General features: G+C 39.3%; 17 protein-coding genes. 6 read left to right on the plus strand and 11 right to left on the minus strand.

Features of this window, described 5'->3' with window-relative positions; all coding sequences use genetic code 11:
* Positions 1-28 precede the first annotated feature (28 nt).
* Together uvrC and uvrA are read right to left on the minus strand one after the other, a co-directional pair.
* Positions 29-2,251 (minus strand): excinuclease ABC subunit UvrC, encoded by a 2,223-nt coding sequence (gene uvrC, locus HXT36_RS02040; protein WP_421779229.1) that lies wholly within the window; start codon positions 2,249-2,251, stop codon positions 29-31.
* Between the two features lie 123 nt (positions 2,252-2,374).
* Positions 2,375-5,350 carry an excinuclease ABC subunit UvrA gene (uvrA, locus tag HXT36_RS02045; RefSeq protein WP_421779230.1) on the minus strand — a complete coding sequence of 992 codons (2,976 nt, stop codon included), beginning with the start codon at positions 5,348-5,350 and terminating at the stop codon, positions 2,375-2,377.
* 295 nt (positions 5,351-5,645) lie between these two features.
* Between uvrA and HXT36_RS02050 the strand changes: the two genes are divergently transcribed.
* Together HXT36_RS02050 and HXT36_RS02055 are read left to right on the plus strand one after the other, a co-directional pair.
* Positions 5,646-7,247, plus strand: a complete 1,602-nt coding sequence (locus HXT36_RS02050) for an ABC-F family ATP-binding cassette domain-containing protein (RefSeq protein ID WP_016840128.1) — start codon at positions 5,646-5,648, stop codon at positions 7,245-7,247.
* 14 nt (positions 7,248-7,261) lie between these two features.
* Positions 7,262-9,478 carry a beta-carotene 15,15'-monooxygenase gene (locus tag HXT36_RS02055; RefSeq protein WP_421779118.1) on the plus strand — a complete coding sequence of 739 codons (2,217 nt, stop codon included), beginning with the start codon at positions 7,262-7,264 and terminating at the stop codon, positions 9,476-9,478.
* A gap of 75 nt (positions 9,479-9,553) precedes the next feature.
* Here HXT36_RS02055 and HXT36_RS02060 read toward each other — a convergent pair whose 3' ends face one another.
* The 3 genes from HXT36_RS02060 to HXT36_RS02070 all read right to left on the minus strand — a co-directional run bounded on the left by HXT36_RS02060 (position 9,554) and on the right by HXT36_RS02070 (position 12,675).
* A complete protein-coding gene (locus HXT36_RS02060; protein WP_421779120.1) occupies positions 9,554-10,780 on the minus strand; it encodes a pyridoxal phosphate-dependent aminotransferase in 1,227 nt (408 codons plus the stop codon).
* Between the two features lie 102 nt (positions 10,781-10,882).
* Positions 10,883-11,653 (minus strand): polyphosphate--glucose phosphotransferase, encoded by a 771-nt coding sequence (gene ppgK, locus HXT36_RS02065; protein ID WP_004130916.1) that lies wholly within the window; start codon positions 11,651-11,653, stop codon positions 10,883-10,885.
* A 179-nt stretch (positions 11,654-11,832) separates the two neighbouring features.
* The gene (locus HXT36_RS02070; RefSeq protein ID WP_016635339.1) at positions 11,833-12,675 is read right to left on the minus strand and encodes an inositol monophosphatase family protein; all 843 of its coding nucleotides are present in this window, start codon (positions 12,673-12,675) and stop codon (positions 11,833-11,835) included.
* Positions 12,676-12,957: 282 nt separating this feature from the next.
* On the opposite strand from HXT36_RS02070, the gene serB reads away from it, so the two are divergent.
* Positions 12,958-13,641, plus strand: coding sequence for a phosphoserine phosphatase SerB (gene serB / locus HXT36_RS02075; protein ID WP_421779123.1), 684 nt, complete (start codon positions 12,958-12,960; stop codon positions 13,639-13,641).
* A gap of 17 nt (positions 13,642-13,658) precedes the next feature.
* On the opposite strand, the gene fmt is transcribed toward serB, so the two are convergent.
* The 3 genes from fmt to hrcA form a co-directional block, all read right to left on the minus strand.
* Positions 13,659-14,639, minus strand: a complete 981-nt coding sequence (gene fmt, locus HXT36_RS02080; protein ID WP_115757564.1) for a methionyl-tRNA formyltransferase — start codon at positions 14,637-14,639, stop codon at positions 13,659-13,661.
* Between the two features lie 44 nt (positions 14,640-14,683).
* A complete protein-coding gene (locus tag HXT36_RS02085) occupies positions 14,684-15,841 on the minus strand; it encodes a DnaJ C-terminal domain-containing protein (protein WP_421779125.1) in 1,158 nt (385 codons plus the stop codon).
* A gap of 71 nt (positions 15,842-15,912) precedes the next feature.
* Complete coding sequence (hrcA, locus tag HXT36_RS02090) at positions 15,913-16,929, minus strand: heat-inducible transcriptional repressor HrcA (protein WP_016801376.1); 1,017 nt, start codon at positions 16,927-16,929, stop codon at positions 15,913-15,915.
* A 343-nt stretch (positions 16,930-17,272) separates the two neighbouring features.
* Between hrcA and tkt the strand changes: the two genes are divergently transcribed.
* From tkt to HXT36_RS02105, 3 genes are all read left to right on the plus strand, one after another.
* Positions 17,273-19,372 (plus strand): transketolase, encoded by a 2,100-nt coding sequence (tkt, locus tag HXT36_RS02095; RefSeq protein ID WP_115757568.1) that lies wholly within the window; start codon positions 17,273-17,275, stop codon positions 19,370-19,372.
* 210 nt (positions 19,373-19,582) lie between these two features.
* Positions 19,583-20,686, plus strand: a complete 1,104-nt coding sequence (gene tal, locus HXT36_RS02100; protein WP_016635345.1) for a transaldolase — start codon at positions 19,583-19,585, stop codon at positions 20,684-20,686.
* A 294-nt stretch (positions 20,687-20,980) separates the two neighbouring features.
* Positions 20,981-21,202, plus strand: coding sequence for a hypothetical protein (locus HXT36_RS02105; protein ID WP_016635346.1), 222 nt, complete (start codon positions 20,981-20,983; stop codon positions 21,200-21,202).
* A gap of 362 nt (positions 21,203-21,564) precedes the next feature.
* On the opposite strand, the gene HXT36_RS02110 is transcribed toward HXT36_RS02105, so the two are convergent.
* From HXT36_RS02110 to HXT36_RS02120, 3 genes are read right to left on the minus strand one after another with little or no spacing between them, the layout of a single operon-like run.
* Entirely contained in the window at positions 21,565-22,215 is a 651-nt protein-coding gene (locus HXT36_RS02110) for a hypothetical protein (RefSeq protein ID WP_032816830.1), read from the minus strand.
* Complete coding sequence (locus tag HXT36_RS02115) at positions 22,184-23,056, minus strand: ABC transporter ATP-binding protein (protein ID WP_016635349.1); 873 nt, start codon at positions 23,054-23,056, stop codon at positions 22,184-22,186. The genes HXT36_RS02110 and HXT36_RS02115 overlap by 32 nt, the downstream gene beginning before the upstream one ends.
* A gap of 4 nt (positions 23,057-23,060) precedes the next feature.
* Positions 23,061-23,453 (minus strand): hypothetical protein, encoded by a 393-nt coding sequence (locus HXT36_RS02120; protein WP_004121577.1) that lies wholly within the window; start codon positions 23,451-23,453, stop codon positions 23,061-23,063.
* Positions 23,454-23,549 lie beyond the last annotated feature (96 nt).

The following is a 23,549-nucleotide window of genomic DNA, read 5'->3' on the forward strand; positions in this document are numbered from 1 at the left end:
AATCAACATGCCATAGAATTGTTTAGATTTATTGAGAGTGCAAAAACTCATAAATAGTTTTAGCCTTTAACAAACCGATTCCAGGAACTTTTTGTAACTCTTCTACGCTTGCTTCTTTTAGATTTTTAACGCTGCCAAATTTTGAAAGCAAACGTTTTTTATAAGATTCGCCAATTCCAGGAATTGAGTCAATAGATGAATACAACATTGCCTTTGCACGTTTTTTTCTATGATAAGCAATAGCAAAGCGATGAGATTCGTCTCTAGCTCTTTGAAGCAAATACAATCCTTCGGAGCTTCTTTTTAGAATAATTGGGTATTGACTATTAGGCAGCCAAACTTCTTCTAATTTTTTAGATAATCCACATACTGTTATGCCTTTAACATTGCAATCAATCATTGCTTTCTGAGCTGCTTTTGCTTGCTCAATACCACCATCAACGATTACAAGATTTGGCGTATATGCAAATTTTTTTGAGGATGATTGTGAGCGATTTTCTATGCAATCATCATCTTCATTGTTGCAACTATCGCTTTCATGCTTAAAACGTCTAGAAATAGTTTCATATAATGCGCTTAAATCGTCTAATTGACCAATACCATTGGGGCCTTTTATAGAAAATCTTCTATATTCACTAGGTTTAGCAATTCCATCTTCAAAAACAACCATTGATGCAACTTGATATCTTCCATCAGCTGAGTTTGAAATATCGTAGCATTCAATTCGCAATGGAGCTTCACTCATTGAAAGAGCTGCAGCAACTTGATTCATAGCATTAGTTCTAGATTCTAAAGTAGAAATCCTACTTGTTTTCATCTGTTTAAGAGACTGCTCAGCATTCAAGTTTGCTTTATCCATGAGCGAGCGCTTATCTCCACGTTCTGCAACTTTAATAGTTACTTTCGCGCCTCTTAACCCACTAAGCCATCTTTCAAGATTTTCTTTATGGGATTCTTCTAATTCAATAGGAATAATAATCTCTCTAGGAACTGGGCAAATTGGGTCAAGCAAATCCCCTCTTCCAGTTGTTTCTTGACGCTTTTTGCGTTCCTTTGTTTCTTTAGCTCTGTACGACGAATCCATATTTGCATTGCTAGAGTAATCGATTTGTAACGCATTCCTGGATTGCTCTATTTTTAACGAGTTTGCATATTGCAAATCATTATTTGATTCATATTCACAATAAACTCGTATAAGCAAGTTTGCGATCATATCTTCATCACTAATGTCTTCGCTTCTTTCGACTTGCCAATTTTTTTCTCCGCGAAGTAGCCCTTCTCTAACAAAGAATGCGTGAACACATGCTTCAAGCGAATCTGCACTAAAACCAAAAACATCAGCTTCTACATTATCGTTAAAAACAACGGAATTTTGTTGAATAACAGTTCTAAAAATGTTGATTTTGTCTCTTATTTTTGCAGCATTTTCAAAATCTAAGTTATTGCTTAACTCCTTCATTTTTCTTGTTAAATCGCTAATGTAGGAATCTCCAATAGCACCACTTAGAATGCCAACTAATTGTTCAACATTGTTCCTATGCGTTTTTTTGTCTACTTTTTGAACGCAAGGTGCAGAGCATTTTCCAATAGATGCAAGAAGACAAGGTCTTCCTGTTTTTTGTGCTTTATTGAAAACAGACTGTCGGCATGTTCTAACTGGAAAAGTTTTTAGCAAAGAATCCAAACTGTGCTTTAATTGCCAAACTTTTGCATACGGTCCAAAATATTGCGTTGACTTTGAGTTTCGATTTCTAGTAATCCAAACTCTTGGAAAATCATCATTTACAGATACTGCAATATATGGGTATGTTTTATCGTCTTTAAAAACAATGTTGAACCTTGGATTAAACTCTTTAATCCAAGTATATTCAAGCGTTAGAGCCTCAAGTTCTGTGTTTACAACAGTCCATTCTAAGCTTCTAGCTGTTAATACCATTGATTGCGTTCTAGGATGAAGCTGGTTTAAGGGCTGAAAATAATTCGATAGCCTGTTTCTTAAACTTTTTGCTTTTCCAACGTATATTACTTTTCCACGCTCATCTCTCCACTTGTATACTCCAGGCTGATTTGGAATATCGGAAGTTTTTGGCCTAAATAAATCACGACTATCTCCTAAAAGAGGAGCACCAAAATCGTTTTTAGATGAATTATCAAAGTAGCTTGCATAGCTTTCATCATATTTAGATTGGTGAGTTTTCTTCCATTCTCCCCTACTGATTTCTATATTTTTTCCAGCTTCTCTAGTCTCCATATTTTCTTCATCATTTCTAATATTTGATTCTTTAGAATTTAGAACATTCATGATCTCACCTCCTTTCATAAGATATTCATAAAATTATTCATAAATTTTTACTTAAATACTGCTGATTTTGCTCTATTCAAGCATTGACTTTAAGAATTTACCAGTCCAGCTTTCTGGCTGCTTTGCAACATCTTCTGGAGTACCAGTTGCCACGATTTCGCCGCCCTTATCTCCTCCTTCTGGGCCTAAATCTATAATCCAATCCGCGCATTTTACAACATCAAGATTGTGCTCAATAACTATTACACTATTGCCTTTATCTACTAAAGATTGAAGAACACTTAAAAGCTTGCGAACATCTTCAAAATGCAAGCCCGTAGTAGGTTCATCTAGAATATAAACGGTTTTTCCAGTAGAACGTTTTTGTAGTTCCGTAGCAAGCTTTACTCTTTGCGACTCTCCACCAGAAAGTGTTGGCGCGCTTTGACCAAGCCTAATATAACCTAATCCAACTTTAACTAAAGTCTCTAAGTATCTAGAAATAGACGGATATGCTTTAAAGAACACAGCAGCTTGCGATATTGGCATATCTAGCACGTCTGAAATAGTTTTACCATTGTACTTTACTTCTAGAGTGTCTCGATTATATCTTTTTCCATGGCATTCTTCGCATTGCACGTATACGTCTGGCAAAAAATTCATCTCGATTTTAAGCGTTCCGTCTCCGCTACAAGCCTCGCATCTTCCGCCTTTTACGTTAAACGAGAATCTTCCAGGACCATACCCTCTAACTTTCGCTTCTGGAGTTTGAGCAAAAAGCGAGCGAATTTTATCCCAAACTCCAGTGTAGGTTGCAGGATTTGATCTTGGTGTTCTGCCAATAGGATTTTGATCTACGTGAACAACCTTATCGCAATTTTCTATTCCATCAACGCGCTTATGCAATCCTGGAACAATGCGAGCGCCGTTTAGCTTATCTGCCAAAACTGGGTAAAGTATTGAGTTTATTAAACTTGACTTTCCAGATCCAGATACTCCTGTTATGCAAGTAAATACGCCTAAAGGTATTTCTACATCTATGTTTTTAAGATTGTGCTCTTTTGCGCCAACAATAGTTAGCTTACGACTTTTGTTGATTTTGCGGCGCTTTTTAGGAACATCTATTGCGCGTCTTTTTGCAATATAGTCTCCTGTAATTGATCGCTTCGCCTCTGTTATGTGTTTTGCAGGGCCGCAATAGACAACTTCTCCGCCATTTTCTCCAGCTTCTGGGCCAATGTCTACAAGCCAGTCTGACTTTCGTATTGTATCTTCGTCGTGTTCTACAACTATAAGCGTATTTCCAAGATCTCTAAGATTGTGCAACGTTGATATAAGCTTTTCATTGTCTCTTTGATGAAGACCAATAGAGGGTTCGTCAAGAACGTACATAACACCAACTAAACCAGACCCTATTTGCGTTGCAAGTCTTATTCTTTGAGCTTCTCCGCCAGAAAGAGTTTTTGCTGCTCTAGAAAGCGTTAAGTAGTTTAAGCCAACGTCGTTTAAGAAGCCTAGTCTTGCTTTGATCTCTTTTACAATCTCTTTAGCAATTATCTTTTTTGAGCCTTCTAGATTTAATGAATTAATCCATTCAAGACTTTTTTCAATAGGCATATCGCATACGTCTGCGATTGAGCACGAGCCAACTTTAATAGACAAGACTTCTGGATTAAGTCTTTTTCCTTTGCATGTTAAGCATGGCACTTCTCGCATGTATGACTCGTAGTATTGACGCATTTGATCTGAGTCTGTTTCGTCATGTTTGCGCATAAGAGTACGCACTACGCCTTCAAATCCTGTTGAATACTCTCTCTGCCTACCCCATCGATTTTTATACGATACTTTTACTTCAAAATCATGACCATAGAGTATTGAATCTTGCACATCTTTTGGAAGATTTTCCCACGGAGTATCCATACTAAAGCCAAGCTCTACACTTAATCCTTTTAACACATGCCTGTAGTATTCTCCAGCTGCTTTATTCAATGCCCAAGGTTCTATAGCGCCTTCGTTAAGTGACTTTTCTGTATTTGGAACAACAAGAGCAGGGTCAATCTCTAGATTGTAACCAATTCCAGAGCAATCATGGCACGCTCCATACGGAGCATTGAATGAGAACGTTCTTGGCTCTATCTCTAATAGGTTAAATTGATGACTATTCGGGCACGCCATATTCTCGGAAAAACTTTGACGCCTGTTTTTAGAAGAAGCATCTTCGTCTACAAAATCAGCAACAACAATACCTTTAGAAAGCTTTAGCGCTGTTTCTATAGAATCTGTAAGGCGTGTACGTATGCCATCTTTTATAACTAGCCTATCTACAATAACTTCGATTGTGTGTTTCTTTTGCTTTTCTAAAGTAATATCTTCCGAAAGCTCTCGCATTTGCCCGTCTACAAGCGCTCTAGAATATCCGTCTGACCTAAGAAGAGTAATAGTATCTTTAAACTCACCTTTTCTGCCGTTAACAATAGGAGCTAGCAATTGCAACCTTGTTTTTTGCGGCAAAGAAAGCAATGCGTTAGCTATTTGTTGAGGAGTTTGCGCACTAACGATTTCACCACATTTAGGGCAATGTGGAATACCTACGCGGGCAAAAAGAAGCCTTAAATAGTCATAAATCTCTGTAATTGTGCCAACAGTAGAACGAGGATTGCGATTAGTTGTTTTTTGGTCAATCGAAACTGCTGGGCTTAATCCCTCAATAAAATCTACGTCTGGCTTATCCATTCTTCCAAGGAATTGCCTTGCATATGCGCTTAAGGATTCCACATAACGCCTTTGACCTTCTGCAAAAAGAGTGTCGAAAGCAAGAGAAGATTTGCCAGAACCAGATAGGCCAGTAAAAACAATCATCCTATTTCTAGGCAATTGCAAATTAACGTTCTTTAGATTATGCTCTCTTGCACCTTGAACAGTTATTTTTAAGTCGGAAGGAACATCACCTAAGTCGTATATTAAATTACCATTATTTTTTATAATTGGCGCAGAATCAATAAACGATTGAAGTACATTGTTTTTTTGACGACTATTTCCATCTTTAACATTCATGTTTGTAGCATTCATGTTTGCATCTTTTATTGAAAGTGACTGCTTACTTTGTAAAGAATCCAAGTGTTTTTGCATTCTACCTCCTTAAGATGCTTTAGCGTATATGAATCAAAATTGCAAAACTAAATCTTGATTACGTGCCCGTTTTGTAATATCATTCATTATAGAACACATGTTCGAAATATGTTGCTTACTGCGTGTTGCTAATCCTATGCAAGCCTAACGGTATAATCGGGAGTTTGGTTAACATATTTCAATTAATATTTTAATTACGATTTTACAAGAATAAAACTTAAGGGGTGGGTAAAAAATGGCCATTGACGCACAAGGACTTACTATACAAATTGGTGCGCGCACGCTATTAAACCCAACAGATTTTCATGTTACAAAAGGCGACAAAATAGGCTTAGTCGGAAGGAATGGCGCTGGAAAAACAACACTTACGCGCGTAATTACTGCAGAAACACTTCCAGCTGGAGGAAGCGTAAAAGTAAGCGGCTCGTTAGGATATCTTCCACAAGACACGCATGCAGCAGATCCAGAGCAAAGCGCGTTAGATAGAATTATGAGCGCTCGCGATATTTCGTCAATCGTATCTCGTATACGAAAAGCAGAAAAAGACATGACGAATCCAGATCCAGATATTATGACAAAAGCCATGAATCGCTACGATAAAGCGATTAATGATTTTGAAAAAGCTGGTGGGTACGCTGTTCAATCGGAAGCAATATCAATGGCAAATAGCCTTGGACTCCCACAAGAAGTTATGAAACAAGCTCTTGGAACACTTTCTGGTGGACAACGCAGACGAATCGAACTCGCGCGAATACTTTTTTCTAATGCAGATACGCTGATTTTAGACGAACCTACAAACCACTTAGACGCAGATTCCATAGTCTGGTTGCGCAATTACTTAAAACGCTTTGAAGGTGGATTCCTTGTTATATCGCACTCAACAGAGTTACTAGACGAAGTTGTTAATAAAGTTTGGCATTTAGATGCACAACTTGCGCAAATAGACATGTATTCAATGGGCTGGAAAGCATACTTGCATCAGCGCGTTGTAGACGAAGAGAGAAGACGAAGAGAGCGCGAAGTTGCAGAAAAGAAGGCGGAGCGACTTATGAAGCAAGGAATCCGACTTCACGCAAAAGCAACTAAAGCGGTAGCAGCTCAAAACATGATGCGTAGAGCTGAACGCTTATTGAACGAAACAAGCGAAGCTCAAAGCCGCGAAAAAGTAGCAGACATTCGATTCCCAGAGCCTGCTCCTTGCGGCAGAACTCCTATTATGGCTAAAGATATTTCAAAAGCTTATGGTTCAAACATTGTATTTGCTGGCATAAATTTGGCTATAGATAAAGGCTCGAGAGTTGTTATTTTGGGATACAATGGCGCTGGAAAAACTACCACTTTGCGCATTCTTGCTGGCGAAGAAAGCGCAGATACTGGCGTTGTTGAATATGGACACGGATGCAAAATAGGCTATTTTGCGCAAGAGCACGATACTTTAGACTTAGATGCAACTGTTTTAGAAAATCTTCAACACGTTGCGCCAGAATTAAACGACACTCAAGCAAGATCAATGCTTGGAAGCTTCCTGTTTTCGGGAGACGACGCCATGAAACCCGCTAAAGTGCTTTCTGGCGGAGAAAAAACTCGCCTAGCATTGGCAACTCTTGTAACTTCTAAAGCAAACGTTCTTTTGCTTGATGAGCCTACTAATAACTTAGACCCAGCTTCTCGCGAAGAAATTCTTAAAGCTATTTCTAAATACGAAGGCGCAATTGTGTTGGTTACTCACGACGAAGGAGCAGTTCTTGCGCTAAACCCAGAAAGAGTTCTTCTTATGCCAGACGGTGACGAAGACTTGTGGAGCGACGACTATCTTGATTTGGTAGCAGAAGAATAGGATTTTAGATTTCTATGAAAAAAACAGCTAATTTTGCAAATTGCGCGCTACACAACATTTTTCGCGTTCTTCGCGCGCCTTTAGCAATCTTGCTGTTAATAGCATTGTTTGAATGCACTGTTGGAAACATTCCATTTTGGAATAGTGTTACTGGCAGCACGGATAGCATGTTTTCTCACAATCTTACTGGCCCTGGAATTAAAAGACTTTCTTCTGGAGGACTTTTAATTACAGACCCTTCGGAATCTTATTTAGAAGTTAATTCCGACGGATCTTCACCGTACATTCAGCTTAAGCCTTCACTAATTACGCCTAAAAAAATTGGCAAAAGTCCCGTTAAAACAGACGTGCATGTACGCATTGATGTTAATAAAATCGCTGGAAAGCCTTTAAGCACAAACCCTAGAGCTATTAGTTTTGCTATGCTTCCTGTTCCAGATCAAGCAGTTGGAGTTAAAAGCACGCTTCGATTATGGATACAGCACCCTAAAGGAGACGTTGTAGACGTTGAGGACGCAAAAGCAAATGTTAGAGCACCTTTTAGTTGGAATTGGGGTCGCGTTCTTTTTCTTATAGTCGTTTCAATTTTGATTGCATTGTGGAATCCTTGGTCTAAATTGTGGAAAATAAAACTTAATACAAAAAGTTTTAATCAAAGACTTTTACTAGTTTTATCTTGGACTCCATTTATTGCTATAGCTGTTGTTGCAATTGTTTGGAATGTTTTTAACGCTATTCCAATGCATTTTGACGTTGCTGGAAACTACACGTACGATTTTGATCAATATGCGCACACAGCAGACGCTCTTATTAAAGGAAAAACATATCTTGACTTGCCTGTTCCTAAGCAAATGCAAAATCTTACTAATCCGTACGATCCAATTGCAAGAAACAAGCTTCTTTCTAATTTAGTGCACAATATTTATTGGGATCACGCATATTACAACGGCCATTGGTACTCGTATTTTGGTGTAATTCCAGCTGTTTTATTCTTTATGCCTTATAGACTTATATCGAGTTTGTGGATTAATGGCGGAAGTATGCTTCCAACAGCAATCGCAACTCTTATATGCCTAGTGGGGTTCTTAATTTCTGGCTCTCTTCTAGTGATTAGACTTATTGAGCGAATAAATAAACGAGCGTCTCTTGCTTGCGTGTCTATTTGCTTAGCATTGTTCTTTATTACATCTAACACCGTTTACTTATGGTTTAGAACATCATTCTATAGTGTTCCAATGGCAGCTTCGCTATTCTTTACATCTTTAGGATTATGGTTTTATCTTGGCGCTAATAAAAATATTGCAAAAGATTGCAAACAAAGCCAAGAATCAAACAAGTCTATTTATCAAATATCTGCTAAGCATATTGCATTAGGATCTTTGTTTATATCTCTAAATCTAGGATGCAGACCAACATTTATAATCGCGTTTTTGCTTGCAATACCGCTTTTTTACAACAATATTTACTTCTATTTTAAGCATTTAATTTCTAGCAAGAAAATTATAAAAGAAGACTTAAAGCAAATAATAAAGCTAGTTTTAAGCGTGATTGTGCCGTTTGTAATAGTTGCAATACCAATAGGATTGTATAACGACTTAAGATTTGGGTCACCATTTAACTTTGGTAACGAATATCAAATTACTATTACAGACATGACTACAATGCGCCTTCCTGTGCAAAACATCATTCCTTCAATTTTAAGTTATTTAGCTTTGCCATTGCGCTTTACACCAGCTTTCCCTTGGATTTCGATTAATCCTATTGCTTTCAATAGATGGCAATACGCAGAGCCAATGATTGGCGGAATGTTTACCCTTGCTCCATTGGCATTTATTGGCGTTATTTGTTCTTTGTTAATGACTAAAAAAATGAGCAAATTTGCGTCAAGACTTACTATATGTGCTTTGATTCTTGCAATGATTGTTGTTGTTTTCAACAGCTTAAAAGCAGGAATTGGATGGCGTTATATTGCTGACTTTGGATGGGCGTTCTCACTAAGCGCAATAATCGGAATTACTGTTTTTCTAGAAAAATACGCAAACGTAGAAGATTGCACAACTTTGCGCACAAAAGTTATGTGTTACACAATACGCATTGTAATTTTAGCAATGCTATTTTTCTCTATTGCAATCGCTTTCTTAGGTTGGTTTGTTCCAGGAAGAGAAGATTCAGTTTTGCGATTCAATCCTGGGCTTTGGCACTACGTTAGATGCTGGTTTACTCTAATCTAGTCTAAAGTTTAAGAACATGAGTCTTCTTAATTCATAAGTCTTCTAAATCTAGAGTCTTCAAAATTCTAGATTTTTCTACATCTCTTCTAGCATTTTATGAACAGTATTCAGCAATAAAGTAACGCCATTTTCAAATTGATCTTCTTGTGGAAGTAAAGATAGCGCTAAGTAGCCATTAGTTGGCATGTCAAAATAATATCCAGGCTGAGAAACCAGCTTGTAGTCTTTAATTAAGCGCAAAGCTAATAAATCATCATCTATACAAGAAGGAACGCGCAACAAAATATTCCATCCGCCTTCTGCACGCAATGCACTAACGCAACAATTTGGGTAGCTTGCAAGCATTTTTCTAAGCGTTTTAAGATTAGATCGTACTCGACTTTGAACAGTCGCAGTTTGCTCTTTAGCGCATTGCAATAATTCTGGAATTCTTTCCGATACAGTTGCGCCAATTGGAAGAAAATCATCCGCAATAACGTCAAGTCGTTTCATTGCTTCTTGCACATCTTGACTTGGTCCCGAAACCTCAATCCACCCAACTTTTGCGTGCGGAGCTGCAAGCATTTTTGAAAATCCATCTAAAGCAAAAACGAGTGTTGATTGTTCTCCTGCAAGTCTTGAATTTTTGGCAAATGGTTCTAAAGAGTAATCGTAGAAAACTTCATCTGCAATAATCGCAACATTATTTTTATTGCATAAACTCAACAATTGCGCTCTTTCTTCTGGCTTAACATAAGAGCCTGTTGGATTATTTGGGTTTATTAAAACAAGAGCACGAATACGATTATTTGCGTTTTGCAAAAGTTCTTTAACTCTTGGAATATCAATAGTCCAAGAGCCATCATAAACAAGCGGATATGGTATAGATTTTACGCCTTGAAGTCTTGCAATAGATTCAATAAGAGGATACCCAGGAGTTGGAGCTAAGACTGAGTCACCACAATCGCACAGAAGCATCATAAGCCATGCGTATGCTTGAGAAGTAGACGATAATACGTATAGATTATTTGGATTAAGAGCTTTTGGTGAATTACTTTTTTGATCTACAATATTTTGACTTGCAATATTTTGATCTGCGCGATTATCTCTAGCATTTATAAAATCAGCAAGAATGCGCCTAACTTCGATTGGTCCTCTAGGATCTGCTGTATATTTTGCGCTTAAACATTTTGGAGCAAGACCATGCACTGTTGGGTTTGAATCGTTAAGTTTTGTGAGTTTAATACCTTTAGACATAGCAACGCGTTGAGCCAGAATAATTGGATTTGGCTCGCTTACATCAACTCTAGAAGAAAATCGCACTCGACTACACTAGCGCATCGCATAACCAAATATAAAAAATGCGCTGAACGCAAAAGCATCCAGCGCAAATAAAGTAAACAAAACAAATAAAATATTAAAACTTTACTTGTTTCTTTGTTGCATTGCATAGTAAGCTGCACCAATAATGCCAGCTTCGTTATGCAAAGACGCAACAACAATAGGAGTCTTAATATCGATATGCGGCAAGAACTTTTCGCTTACACGGCTAACGCCACCGCCAACAACAAACAAGTCTGGATTAAAGTACTTTTCCATTAATCCGTAGTACTTAGTTAAGCGCTTAGCCCACTTTTTATAACCCATATCCAACTTTTCGCGAACAGAAGAAGCAGCATACTTTTCTGCATCTCCCTTTCCTTTTTCTAGCTGAATATGACCAAGCTCTGTGTTTGGAATAAGAACGCCATTGTAAATCAAAGCGGTTCCAATTCCAGTGCCTAATGTTGTTGCAATAACTAAGCCATCTTTATCTTTTGCGGCACCAAAATGCTGTTCTGCAAGACCAGCAGCGTCTGCATCGTTAACAACCGTAACAGGACGACCGCAAGCTTCACTAAACACTTCTGTAACATCCACACCAATCCAAGATTGATCAAGATTTGCCATAAACTCAAGCTTCTTGCCTGGTTTAATAGGCGCTGGGAAAGCAATGCCAACAGGAACATCTTCAGGCACATCAAAATGCTCAAGCTGCTGACGAACAATATCTGCAACAGCTTGAGGTGTGGAAACCGCTGGAGTTAGAATCTTATATCGCGGTTCTGCAAACTCGCCTTTTTCCAAATTAACTGGTGCAGCCTTAATACCAGAGCCACCAATATCTACGCCAAATGCTTGTGCAGTGTCAATCATCGTTAACACTCCCCTCTGAATGTCGGACAATGGGATATCATGTTCATTCTACAATATTGCTAAAGCGACACGCTTATATATTGTCTATTTAATGATAACGATTGCATAAATGTTTTTCTCAAAATTAAAGCTTTAATATTAAAAATCATGCAAACAATTGCTAAGATTTTAACTCTAATTTATCGCAAATAATTTTGAAGTTCTTTATTTATTAAACCATTCGAAGCAATAACGTCGTTTTCGCGTCTCCAATGGATTGAGTCACCATTCCATTGTCGAACATGACCTTGAGCCTCTTTAACAACAACAGCACCAGCGGAAACGCCTGGAATATCCCACTCGTGAAGATGCGGCTCAAAATAAGCGTCGTAAGTGCCATCAGCAACCTTGCATAAATCAAGAGAAGCAGGGCCAATGCGCTTAATATCTGCTGGACATTCTTCCTCAAGCGAAGAAACAACATCCAAAGCTCTTTTAGATTCGCCTGGAATATAAGACATTCCGTAGCAAACAACAGAACCGTGCAATGTTGATGTTGTAGAAGGAGTGATTTTCTCTCGCTTTTCTCCATTAGGAGTTTTACGAATACGAATAGCACCCTGGCCTTTAGCTGCTAAATAAGTAAGACCAAGAGCTGGAGCATGAACAACTCCAAGAACGGGCCTTGCGGAGCCTTGATCGTTGAACTCAAAAAGCGAAACAGTTAGAGTCCACTCTGCCATATCTCGATTAAAGTTAATAGCACCGTCAATATTTCCAACGCACCAAAAACGATCACCAATATTGCAATTTTCTGGACGATTACGCCAAAATCCCTGGAATGTGTTTATGTACGTAAGACGATTTTCAATAAATCGTACGAGCTTATCTCCAAAACCAGAATCTGCTTGATTCGGATCCCCCAAAACCATCATGCTTGCCATATCTCGAGGATTTAATTGGTCTTGATAAGCGTGCTTGCCAACATCTTCCAAAATCCTAGCAACTTCAAGAGCAACATCGCGTAAATTCATACTTGCCATACTCTACTCACCTCTTTAATTCCCCACATTTTGATTATTTATCTATTCCAAAAATCTGCAACTATCCATAAATCTGCAACTATTTTACTCAACTAATCAAATTAAACCAAACTTCCACACGCAATATTCAAATAAAATCAATAAACTTTCACATTTAATATTTAATATAAGTTTTATAAGAAGTCTTACAATGCAAAACGCATAGCAAAACAAATTCCTAAATTTCTTAAACCAGCCTTAAAATTAATTAATAAACCTAACACTCTCTTAAAAGATTATAACATGACTAAAGTACCATACTTAAAAACACAAAACTTAATTAATACTCCTTCACTAAAAAAACCAGGGCTTCTTGTTTTAGATGTAGACGCCACTCTTATTGAAGAAGAAGTTATAGATTTATTAGGAGATATTGCTGGAGTTGGCTGCAATTTAGCATACATAACATCTAGAGCAATGCAAGGAAAAATGGACTTTAATACGTCGCTAAAGCTAAGAGTTTCTATGCTTAAGGGACTTGACTATTCTTGCGTTAAACAAGTTGCTCAAAATATTCATGTAACAAATGGAGCTAAAAAGCTTATAAACACATTGCACTCTTTTGGATGGAAAGTTGGAGCTGTTAGCGGCGGATTCAAGCAAGTTTTAGACGATTTTTTGCCAAAACTAAACATAGACTTTTGGGTTGCAAACAATCTAGAAGTCGTAGATTCTAAACTAAGTGGAAAAGTTATTGATCCAATAGTAAATCGTCAATATAAAGCAAAAGCATTGACTAATTGGGCACGCAAGAACAATATTGATATTGCTCAAAGCGTTGCTATTGGAGACGGCGCTAACGATATAGATATGATTAAAACAGCAGGATTAGGCGTAGCATTTTGCGCAAAGCAGTTATTAAAAAGCCAAGCTAAAGCAAGCATAGATACACGAGACCTAAGCCTAGTTTTAGATTTACTAAATTAACGTTTACTCACTAACTTTTAATCCAAGTAGGATTCACTACTTAAGTGCGCTCCTCTTGCCCAATCTGCAGCATTCATAGCTTTTTTACCTTGCGCTTTAACTTCTAAAAGCTCAATAGCTCCACTTGCACATCCAACCCAAACATTGTGCTTTTTTGCAAGAATCTGCCCAGGTTTAAGCTCGTTTAGACTATGTAATTCAATATCTTCATCTTTTGCTAATGCGCAAGCAAGAACATGCAAAGTGATTGCTTGCAAATCACTAGAATCAACATGCAGATTGCACCAAGCTCCAGGATTTGGCGTGCAAGCGCGAATCTGCCTATCGATTGCAAATGATGGAATATCAAAACGAATATGAGCATCTTCAACAGTGATTTTTTGAGCAATTTGGCAAGGAGTAGAGTCTTGCTCAACAGGAACAATTTGACCAGATTCCAAGCCAACAAGAGCAGAGCAAAGAAGATTTGCGCCATCATTGCTTAATCGCGTGAGCAAATCGCCAGCTGTTTCGTGTGGTCCAATCTTTGTAGTCATTTGTGCAAGAATCGGACCTTCATCCATTCCGCGCGTAATCTTAAAAACTGTTGCACCTGTAATATCGTCTCCAGCCCATATTGCGCGCTGAACAGGAGCAGCACCTCGCCACTGCGGGAGAAGCGAAAAATGCAAGTTGTACCATCCTAAAGGAAGAGCATCTAAAACAGACTGCCTAAGAATCTTTCCATATGCAACAACGGCCGCAATCCTTGCGCCAGTAGCTTTTAGAGCACTCACGCACTCTTGCTCATTGCTAGGATTAACCTCTAGAACAGGAATTCCAAGCTCAATCGCAGCTTTTTTAACAGCACTAGGAACAAGCTTTCTACCTCTACCAGTCGGAGCGTCTGGACGAGTAAGAACAGCTCGCACATCAAAATGTTCTTTATCTTCAACAAGCGCGCGCAAAGGAGCAACAGCAACATCTGGAGTTCCAGCAAATAAAATAGGCAATACCATAAGTCAACTCCTTAAAATACTAAGAATCATTAAAATCCTAAATCCTAGCAAAATGCATCTTTTAGCTTGCTAAAGAATCCCTTTTTATTGCCCACTGGCTCCGCAATAGCATGTTGCTTTACTTCGCTAACTTTTTCATCGTGCAAGTTTGCAAACTTTTCAATCAAACTACGCTCTTCTTCGCTAAGCTTTGTTGGAATATTAACAAGAATGTGAACAATAATATTTCCTCTATCTTTACTTCCAAAAACAGTAACACCCAAATCGTAAAGAGGAATCGTGTCTTCGTTTTGCGTTCCAGCAGGAATTTCAACACTCTTTTTGCCATCAAAAGTATCAATATCAACATTGTGACCAAGCACAGCCCAGCTCATTGGAACGTCAATCCAGCAATGTAAATCGTTTAAGTCTCTAGTAAATTGCTCGTCTTTACGAATGCGAACGTCAACATACAAATCGCCAGCAGGACCACCACATTCGCCTATTGCTCCTTGAGACGCAAGTCGTAAGCGAGAATTGTCTTTAATTCCAGCAGGAATCGTGATTCCAACTTCTCTAGAAGTGCGAACGCGACCATGACCGTGGCAATTGGGGCAAACATTTTTAATAATCGTTCCGTGGCCTTCACATGCGCGGCACGGCTCCGAAGACATCATTTGACCAAACATTGTGCGAGTAACTCGTTGCACAAAACCAGCACCCTTGCACTCTGAGCAAGTTACAGGGTCTGTTTTATCTGCCGAACCTTTTCCAGCGCAATCTTGGCAAAGACCGAAAGTTACAACATGAACCTTAGCGTTTCCGCCAAAAACAACAGTTTTAAGGTCAACCTTAACTTCTGTTAGCGAATCTTCACCACGATTAACGCGCGGAATAGGAGATCCGGCATTAGCACCAAAAGACCCAGAGAAGAACTGGTTTAGAATATCTCCCATATCCATATTCATATTGGCGTACGCGCCAGCGCCAGCACCAGCACCCGATGCCGATAGATTGTTTGGATCTACGCCCATATCTACCATTTTGCGTTTTTCTGGATTAGACAAAACGTCATATGCAGCGTTAACTTCCTTGAACTTGTCTTCAAACTCAGGACCTGCAATATCTGGATGATACTTTCGACTTAACTTTCTATAAGCTTTGCGAATCTCATCGTCACTAGCGTTAGAATCAACACCTAAAATCTTGTAATAGTCAGTCACTTAACTCCCCTTTTATGTTCTAAAATTATTTTTGCATAAGGCACAGCCAGCTAATTTTTATGAATTTGCTTTTATGAATTTTCAGATATAAACGTATTAAGATATTTTGCTACAGCTTTAACAGCCGTCATTGTTGCAGCATAATCCATATGAGTAGGGCCGATTGAGCCAATAAACGCCGAATCGGAATCTGAATTGTAGCCGTAAGCGCTTGTTACAACAGAAGCATTTAAAAGACCAGGCGTGTGAGTTTCCGAGCCTATTGCAACGCTAACGCCACTTGCACAATCGTTTGCTTCCTCGCTTAGCGAAGTCATAAGTCGCATAATAACAGCTTGCTCTTCTAGAGCGTCAAAAAGAGACGCAAAATCGCCAATATTTTGCCTATGCGCAAGTTGAGAAGCTCCAGCCATGTACAAATCGTGAGAATGCTCGCCATTATGCATATCTTCTAACGCGTTAGCAAGTTGACTAATAACTTGCAAAGCAGACGCTAAATCCTTGCGATTTGCAAGCAAATAAACACGCTTAGAAGCATCTAAAAGAGAGGCTCCAACGCAGCTCTCATTAACCATATTAACTAAATGCAATAAGTCGTCTGGATTTATGTTAGACGCTTGAATCATGTGTTGCGCAACTCCTCCAGCGTCTGTAATAACAACAACTAGAAGAGTTGAAGACGATACTTGAACAATCTCAATTCTTTTTACTTTTGACTTCGACAATGCAGGAGACGCAACGAGTGCGACTTGACCAGTTATGCTTGCAAGAAGTCGCGCTGAGCGTTGTAGAGTGTCTTGTAAACTAACAGATCCACTTAAAAACGTGCGAATCCCTCGTCTTTGCGCATTAGAAAGCGGGATTAACGCAGCTAAGCCATCAACAAAATACCTGTAGCCTTTTTCTGTAGGAATTCTTCCAGCAGAAGTATGTGGCTGAATCAAGTAGCCTTCTTCTTCTAGAAGAGACATATCGTTGCGAATCGTTGCAGAACTAACGCCTAATTTGTGATTTTTAGCTAAAGATGCAGACCCAACAGGCTCATGCGAACGAATATAATCTTCAACAACCGCACGCAATATCATCATGCGTCGTGATTGCATTGATTCTCCTTTATTAAAACATCAAACTCGATTAAATAGCGCTAATAATTTTTATAAATAGCACTAATCGTTTATTAATTCACTGCTAACTATTATATATGCCAAAATAATATGTGATAACAATATGTGATTAAGTATTATTAAGTATTTTTAATAAATCACTTTTACAGAATAACAACTAACTATAAATATAAACTTTTGTTAACTTTTGACACACTTTGTTAAAAATTCGTCTGATATAAAAGATAGGATTAAAGGGCAATGTGAGGGTAATGGCCAGCGCAAGCTGTGCGCAAAAACCCGAATTATTGGAAGGAAAGTAGATCACATGACCGATTTCAACTGGTCTGCATTAGACGAGCGCGCCGTAAAGATGGCGAAGGTTCTCTCGGCTGATGCTGTTGAGCGAGCAGGACACGGACATCCTGGCTCCCCTGTTTCATTGGCACCAATTGCGTACACCTTGTACCAGCACTTCATTAAGCACGATCCTGCTGACCCAAAGTGGGCTGGCCGCGATCGTTTTATTCTTTCTGGCGGTCACGCTTCGCTTACGCAATACGTGCAATTGTTCTTCTCTGGTTACGGCTTAACTCTTGACGATCTTAAGTATTTCCGTGGCGGTGCAGACACGCGTACTCCTGGTCATCCAGAATATGGCTTAACTCCAGGCATCGAAATGACTACTGGCCCACTCGGTCAGGGTCTTGCTTCTGCTGTTGGTTTCGCTTATGGCCAGCGCTTTGAGCGCGGTCTTCTTGACCCAGAAGCTCCAGCTGGCACTTCCCCATTCGATCACAAAGTGTGGGTTATTTGCGGTGAAGGCGACGTTGAGGAAGGCGTTTCTTCTGAAGCTGCTTCCTTGGCTGGAAACCAAAAGCTTGGCAATTTGACTGTAATCTTCGATGCAAACCACATTCAGATTGAAGGCGACACTAAGCTCACCTTCTCTGAAGATATTCTTGCTCGTTACCGTGCATACGGTTGGTACACCGACGAAGTTAGCTTCATTCAGCCAGACGGTTCCTACAAGGAAGACGTTCAGGCTTTGGCTGCAGCTATCGAAAAGGCTCAGGAAGTTACCGATAAGCCTCACTTCATTAAGGTTAATACTTTGATTGCTTGGCCAACCCCAGGCAAGACCAACAACGAAGCTTCTCACGGCTCTAAGCTTGGTGAAGAAGCCGTTAAGGGCTTGAAGGAACTTTGCGGTTTCGATCCAGAAGTTTCGTTCCCAATCGACGAAGAAGCTTTGGCTCATGCTCGCAAGGTTGCCGAGCGCGGTTTGGCTGCTCACAAGGCTTGGGATGAAGCTCTTGCAAAGTGGGCTTCTGCCAACCCAGATAAGGCTGCTCTTTACGATCGTCTTAAGGCCGGCAAGCTTCCAGAAGGCTTCGACAAGGCTATTGACGACTTGGTTGCTGGCTTCGAAGTCGGTTCCAAGGTTGCTACCCGTAAAGCTTCTGGCGCAGTTCTTAACGCAATTGCTGCTGTTATGCCAGAACTTTGGGGCGGTTCCGCTGATTTGGGCGGCTCCAACAACACCAACATTAAGGGTGCTGACTCCTTCGGCCCATCCGAGGATGCAACTCGCACTTGGCCAAACGTTTCCGAGTACGGCCGTCAGCTTCACTTTGGTGTGCGTGAGTTTGCAATGGGTGCTATTACCAACGGTATTTTGCTTGGTTCTAACACTCGCCCATTCAACGGTACCTTCTTCCAGTTCTCCGACTACGAGCGCCCAGCAGTTCGCTTGGCTGCTTTGATGGAGATTCCAAACCTCTACGTTTGGACTCACGATTCCGTAGCTTTGGGTGAAGATGGTCCAACTCACCAGCCAATCGAACACTTGGCTGCTTTCCGCGCTATTCCTCAGCTTGAGGTTGTGCGCCCTGCAGATGAGTACGAGACTGCTGAAGCTTACCGCTACTTCTTCGAGAAGAAGAACAGCTACCCAACCGCTATGATTTTGACTCGCCAAGGCGTTCCAACTCTCGCAGAAACTGCTCAGAAGGCTCGCGAAGGCGTAAAGCACGGCGCTTACGTTTTGGTTGATTGCGAAGGCACTCCAGACGTAATCATTATGGCTACTGGCTCCGAAGTTCAGTGGGCTGTTGCTGGTGCCAAGACTTTGGCTGCAGAAGGCATTAAGGCTCGCGTTCTTTCTATGCCATCTCTCGAATGGTTCGAAGAGCAAGACGAAGAGTACAAGGAAGCAACCTTGCCAAAGTCCGTCAAGGCTCGCGTTTCCATCGAAGCTGGCTTGGCATTGCCTTGGTACAAGTATCTTGGCGATTGCGGCAAGGCTGTTTCTATCGAACAGTACGGCTTGCAGGGTGACGGCGGTCAGAACATGATCGACTTGGGCATTACTGCTGAGCATGTAGTAGAAGCTGCTAAGGCTTCTATCGAAGAAGCACGCGCTTAAGATAGCAAGTAATCAAAATAAAACTTGATGTGTCAAAATAAAATTGATTCATCACAAAAACTCGAAGTGCTAATTTAGCAACTTCACTGGAAACAGCAAAGGCGTGTTGATGTTAAGCTACAAATTGTTTAACATCAACCGCTGTTTCCTGTAAAACGCCAACACTACCAACGTGTTCCAATTGGTGGAGCACAGTGTTAAGGAGATAACATGACTGAAGCAACGCAGCGCACTAGCGATTCCGGCGTTTCTATTTGGTTGGACGATTTGTCCCGTACCCGCATTGAGTCTGGCTCTTTGCAAGATTTGATTGCTAACAAGAATGTTGTTGGTGTTACTACCAACCCATCTATCTTCCAGAAGGCTTTGAGCCAGGTTGGCCCATACGACGCACAGCTTAAGGAACTCGGCAAGGTTGACGTTGAGACCGCTATTCGCGAGTTGACAACCACCGATGTTCGTAACGCAACTGATATCTTCCGTGAGATTGCAGAAAAGACCGACTTTGTTGACGGCCGCGTCTCCATCGAAGTTGACCCACGCTTGGCTCACGATACTGCTAACACCGAAAAGCAGGCTGAAGAGCTTTGGGCAAAGGTTGATCGTCCAAACGTTATGATCAAGATTCCTGCAACTTTGGAAGGTCTTCCAGCTATCACCGCTACCCTTGCTAAGGGTATCTCCGTGAACGTAACCTTGATCTTCTCCCTCGAGCGCTACGAGCAGGTTATCGACGCCTTCATCGAAGGTATTGCTCAAGCTGCTGCTAACGGCCACGACTTGAAGCACATTGGTTCCGTAGCTTCCTTCTTCGTCTCCCGCGTTGATAGCGCTGTTGACAAGCTCCTCGAAGCTAACGGTTCTGCTGAAGCTAAGGCTCTTGAAGGCAAGGCTGCTGTTGCTAACGCTCGCTTGGCTTACGAACTCTTCGAGAAGAAGTTCGCTGCCGACCCACGTTGGGCTGATCTTGAAGCCAAGGGCGCAAAGAAGCAGCGTCCACTTTGGGCTTCCACTGGCACCAAGAACGCAGCTTACTCCGATTGCAAGTACGTTGACGAGTTGGTTGCTGAGCATGTTGTTAACACCATGCCAGAAAAGACTTTGAACGCTCTTGCTGATCACGGCAACGGTGCTGCTTCCATTAAGGGCACTTACGAAGAGAGCCACGCTGTTATGAACAAGCTTGCTGAGCTTGGCATTAACATTAAGGACGTTACCGACAAGCTTGAAGCCGACGGTGTTGCCGCCTTCATCAAGTCTTGGGATTCCGTGATTGCAGACGTACAGTCTGGCATCGATCGCGTAAACGCCTGATTTGATTAATCAGTAATAAATAAACATTAAACCGCACATGAACGTGGATTAATTTCCACACATGTGCGGTTTTTCTTGTTTTGCGTTTTTATCAATCGCAATAAAAAGCTACCCAGTGTTATTTTCTAAGCTAATTAATTGAGAAAGACAGACAGTGTAGTTCTGTCTCTTTTCACTTAGAATTTTTTAATTGGCAGAAATATATACCTGATGGATAGGTATGTGTTACTGCCTATTTTTATGCAATTTTTCAAAACAATAAAAAGAACATTACTAGATTAATAAGGAGGATCTATGAAAAATACGAAAAAATGCCCAAAGTGTGGGGGAAGTGAAATTATATTTGTGCCTGGATCTGCTGGGGCTTATGGGACTGGAAATAATATTATGACTGGCCATACAATTATGTCGGCAGTACCTGTTGATAGGTATATTTGCACTGCTTGTGGTTTTAGCGAGGAGTGGATTGACCTTGATAATATGGATAAATTAAAAAAGAAATATGATGAGATTTAAATGAGAGTTACTTTTATATGTGACTGGGATAGATGATTAATAAACCAAATGTGCCAATTTGCTTTGTAAATCTTTATTTCAGCTGCCTTTCTCACAATTTTCATGTCTGTGGCATCTCAATAATAAATTTTAGCATGCGTTTCATCTTGATATTCTTTTAGAACTTTATTGAATTCCTGACATGCTCCACAGCCTGAACTACCAAAATAGAGCACTTCTCCAGTTTTAAGATTTGAGATATTATTCTCCTGTAATACTGAAAATGAGGGTCTTAAGCCACTCAAATGAATATATGCAATAAAACCAACGAATAACATTATGACAATAGCTGGAAGTATACGAGATACTACACTTTTTATAACTCAGTACTCCTTTTTCATAAATTGGAATAACGACAATAGGAAAAACATAACAATATACATTAGAGCAATAATACAAGTTGCAGACGTAAGAGCGGTGAACGAGTCTGGTGATAAATAATAAAATATCTGAAAAGAATACACGGATGTTTGAGACAATATTATGTTTATTAAATTCGGCAATATCCATAATAATATAAAAGAAAGAATCATTGTAACACCAACTTTTTCAAAATATATCAACAGATTCATATTTATAGCAATATACAAAAGGAAAATTATCGGATATACGAGCAGTTGATGCATAACTATCCCTAGAGACGAGTAATTTAGTGACAAAAATACCAAATTTACGACTATATAAATGCTTACGTATTCACCATATATAAAACACAATAATTTAATCCTATTAGGAATATACTCTAGATAATGATGAATAATTTTCTTCTCTTGCCATTCACCAATTGATAATATCTGATATAGGCTTAAAAATAGTATAGTTATCGTTGAAAAGAATTTATATTGTGATAAAAATGCACCTCTTTTAGCTTGAAATAATATAAACACGCAACATGCCAAATACAAAACAAAAGACAATAAGAAAAGCTTCTGATGACTAAACTTAATAATTTCTGATTTTATATAGTACTTCATTATCATCTTCCTCCAACATAAAATCTTTAATATCATGCGTAATATCACTGTATTCCACGATTTGTACCCCATGCTCAATCAGCAATTTAAGAACCTTGGCAATATCCTCTCTAGGCAATTTAATTCTAAAAGTTGATTCTTTGTTATCTTTGCTACGACAAAAAACCTCATATCTGTTAGAAAGCAATTCACTAATATCCACATCATTTACAACAATCACATTATAAATTCTTAGATTATCATTAAAATTAACAATTTTTTGAATTTTCCCTTTTTTTAAATACCATACAATATCAGCAATTTCACCTAACTCATCTAATATATGACTTGAAATTACAAGGCTTTTACCTTGTGAGCGCAATGACAAGATAGTGTCTTTTAACTGCTTTATAGTAAGAACATCTAATCCATTGAAAGGTTCATCAAGAAGAATAATTTCACTATTTGAGAGCAATATTCTAGCAATATTTAATTTTTGCTTCATACCTAGCGACAATTGTTTAAACTTTTTATTTTTTGCTTCGTCGAGACTCACCTGATGCAATAATTTATCACAATTAAAGTCTTTTCTCCCCATCAAAGCAGCAAACACTCTAAGATTATCCTGTACAGAAAATTCGTCATAAAAAGATGGATTCTCAATAGCAAATGAAAGTGAACCGTCCAATTCAATATTGCCTTGATAATCAACTATCAAATTTGCAATGCACTTCATTAACGTGGTTTTTCCTGAACCATTATTGCCTACTAACGCAATAATTTGCCCAGCACTGCTTTCCAAAGAAATGTCATCTAAAACGACTTTTCCCCCATATGATTTTTTCAAATGAGATATCTTCATAAGATTACCTCTTAACAAATGAAACTAAAAATTTCCGATCTCCTTTTACAGAAATCTTACTATCTTCACCAATAAAAATTTTAGGACTCTCTTCGTAGATAACAGCATTTTTAACATTTCCTGGCTGTTTCTGAGCACGCACAAAAAGAGCATCATCAAGCTTGTACAGCTTTCCAGCAAAGCGTATCTCTCCTTTGCCTCTCTTTGCATAAATAGCATACACTCCTGGCTTTAACGATAAGTTATCGTTATTTTTATAATCTCCTGAAACTAGTGTTGGCAAATCATCACGAATCATACCAAAGCGAACATTATTTGTCTTATACCCTACATACAGCAGACTGATAAGACCGAGGATTACTATGGTAGCTGCAAATATCCATTTTTTGCTTTTCATTTCTTAATCACATCCAAATCTATTATTTCATCAGCAATTTTATCGAACATTGCATCATGAGTAACAATAAAAATCATATGCAACATTCTTACCAAT

This window comes from Gardnerella sp. DNF01144 (genome assembly GCF_049244245.1).
Classification (GTDB): Bacteria; Actinomycetota; Actinomycetes; order Actinomycetales; family Bifidobacteriaceae; genus Bifidobacterium; species Bifidobacterium piotii.

Excerpts from the sequence above, each read along its gene's own strand:
- uvrC (WP_421779229.1), bottom strand. The coding sequence starts at position 2,251 with ATGGAGACTAGAGAAGCTGGAAAAAATATAGAAATCAGTAGGGGAGAA.
- uvrA (WP_421779230.1), bottom strand. The coding sequence starts at position 5,350 with ATGAATGCTACAAACATGAATGTTAAAGATGGAAATAGTCGTCAAAAA.
- HXT36_RS02050 (WP_016840128.1), top strand. The coding sequence starts at position 5,646 with ATGGCCATTGACGCACAAGGACTTACTATACAAATTGGTGCGCGCACG.
- HXT36_RS02055 (WP_421779118.1), top strand. The coding sequence starts at position 7,262 with ATGAAAAAAACAGCTAATTTTGCAAATTGCGCGCTACACAACATTTTT.
- ppgK (WP_004130916.1), bottom strand. The coding sequence starts at position 11,653 with ATGATTGACACTGCACAAGCATTTGGCGTAGATATTGGTGGCTCTGGT.
- HXT36_RS02070 (WP_016635339.1), bottom strand. The coding sequence starts at position 12,675 with ATGGCAAGTATGAATTTACGCGATGTTGCTCTTGAAGTTGCTAGGATT.
- serB (WP_421779123.1), top strand. The coding sequence starts at position 12,958 with ATGACTAAAGTACCATACTTAAAAACACAAAACTTAATTAATACTCCT.
- fmt (WP_115757564.1), bottom strand. The coding sequence starts at position 14,639 with ATGGTATTGCCTATTTTATTTGCTGGAACTCCAGATGTTGCTGTTGCT.
- hrcA (WP_016801376.1), bottom strand. The coding sequence starts at position 16,929 with ATGATGATATTGCGTGCGGTTGTTGAAGATTATATTCGTTCGCATGAG.
- tkt (WP_115757568.1), top strand. The coding sequence starts at position 17,273 with ATGACCGATTTCAACTGGTCTGCATTAGACGAGCGCGCCGTAAAGATG.
- tal (WP_016635345.1), top strand. The coding sequence starts at position 19,583 with ATGACTGAAGCAACGCAGCGCACTAGCGATTCCGGCGTTTCTATTTGG.
- HXT36_RS02105 (WP_016635346.1), top strand. The coding sequence starts at position 20,981 with ATGAAAAATACGAAAAAATGCCCAAAGTGTGGGGGAAGTGAAATTATA.
- HXT36_RS02110 (WP_032816830.1), bottom strand. The coding sequence starts at position 22,215 with ATGAAGTACTATATAAAATCAGAAATTATTAAGTTTAGTCATCAGAAG.
- HXT36_RS02115 (WP_016635349.1), bottom strand. The coding sequence starts at position 23,056 with ATGAAGATATCTCATTTGAAAAAATCATATGGGGGAAAAGTCGTTTTA.
- HXT36_RS02120 (WP_004121577.1), bottom strand. The coding sequence starts at position 23,453 with ATGAAAAGCAAAAAATGGATATTTGCAGCTACCATAGTAATCCTCGGT.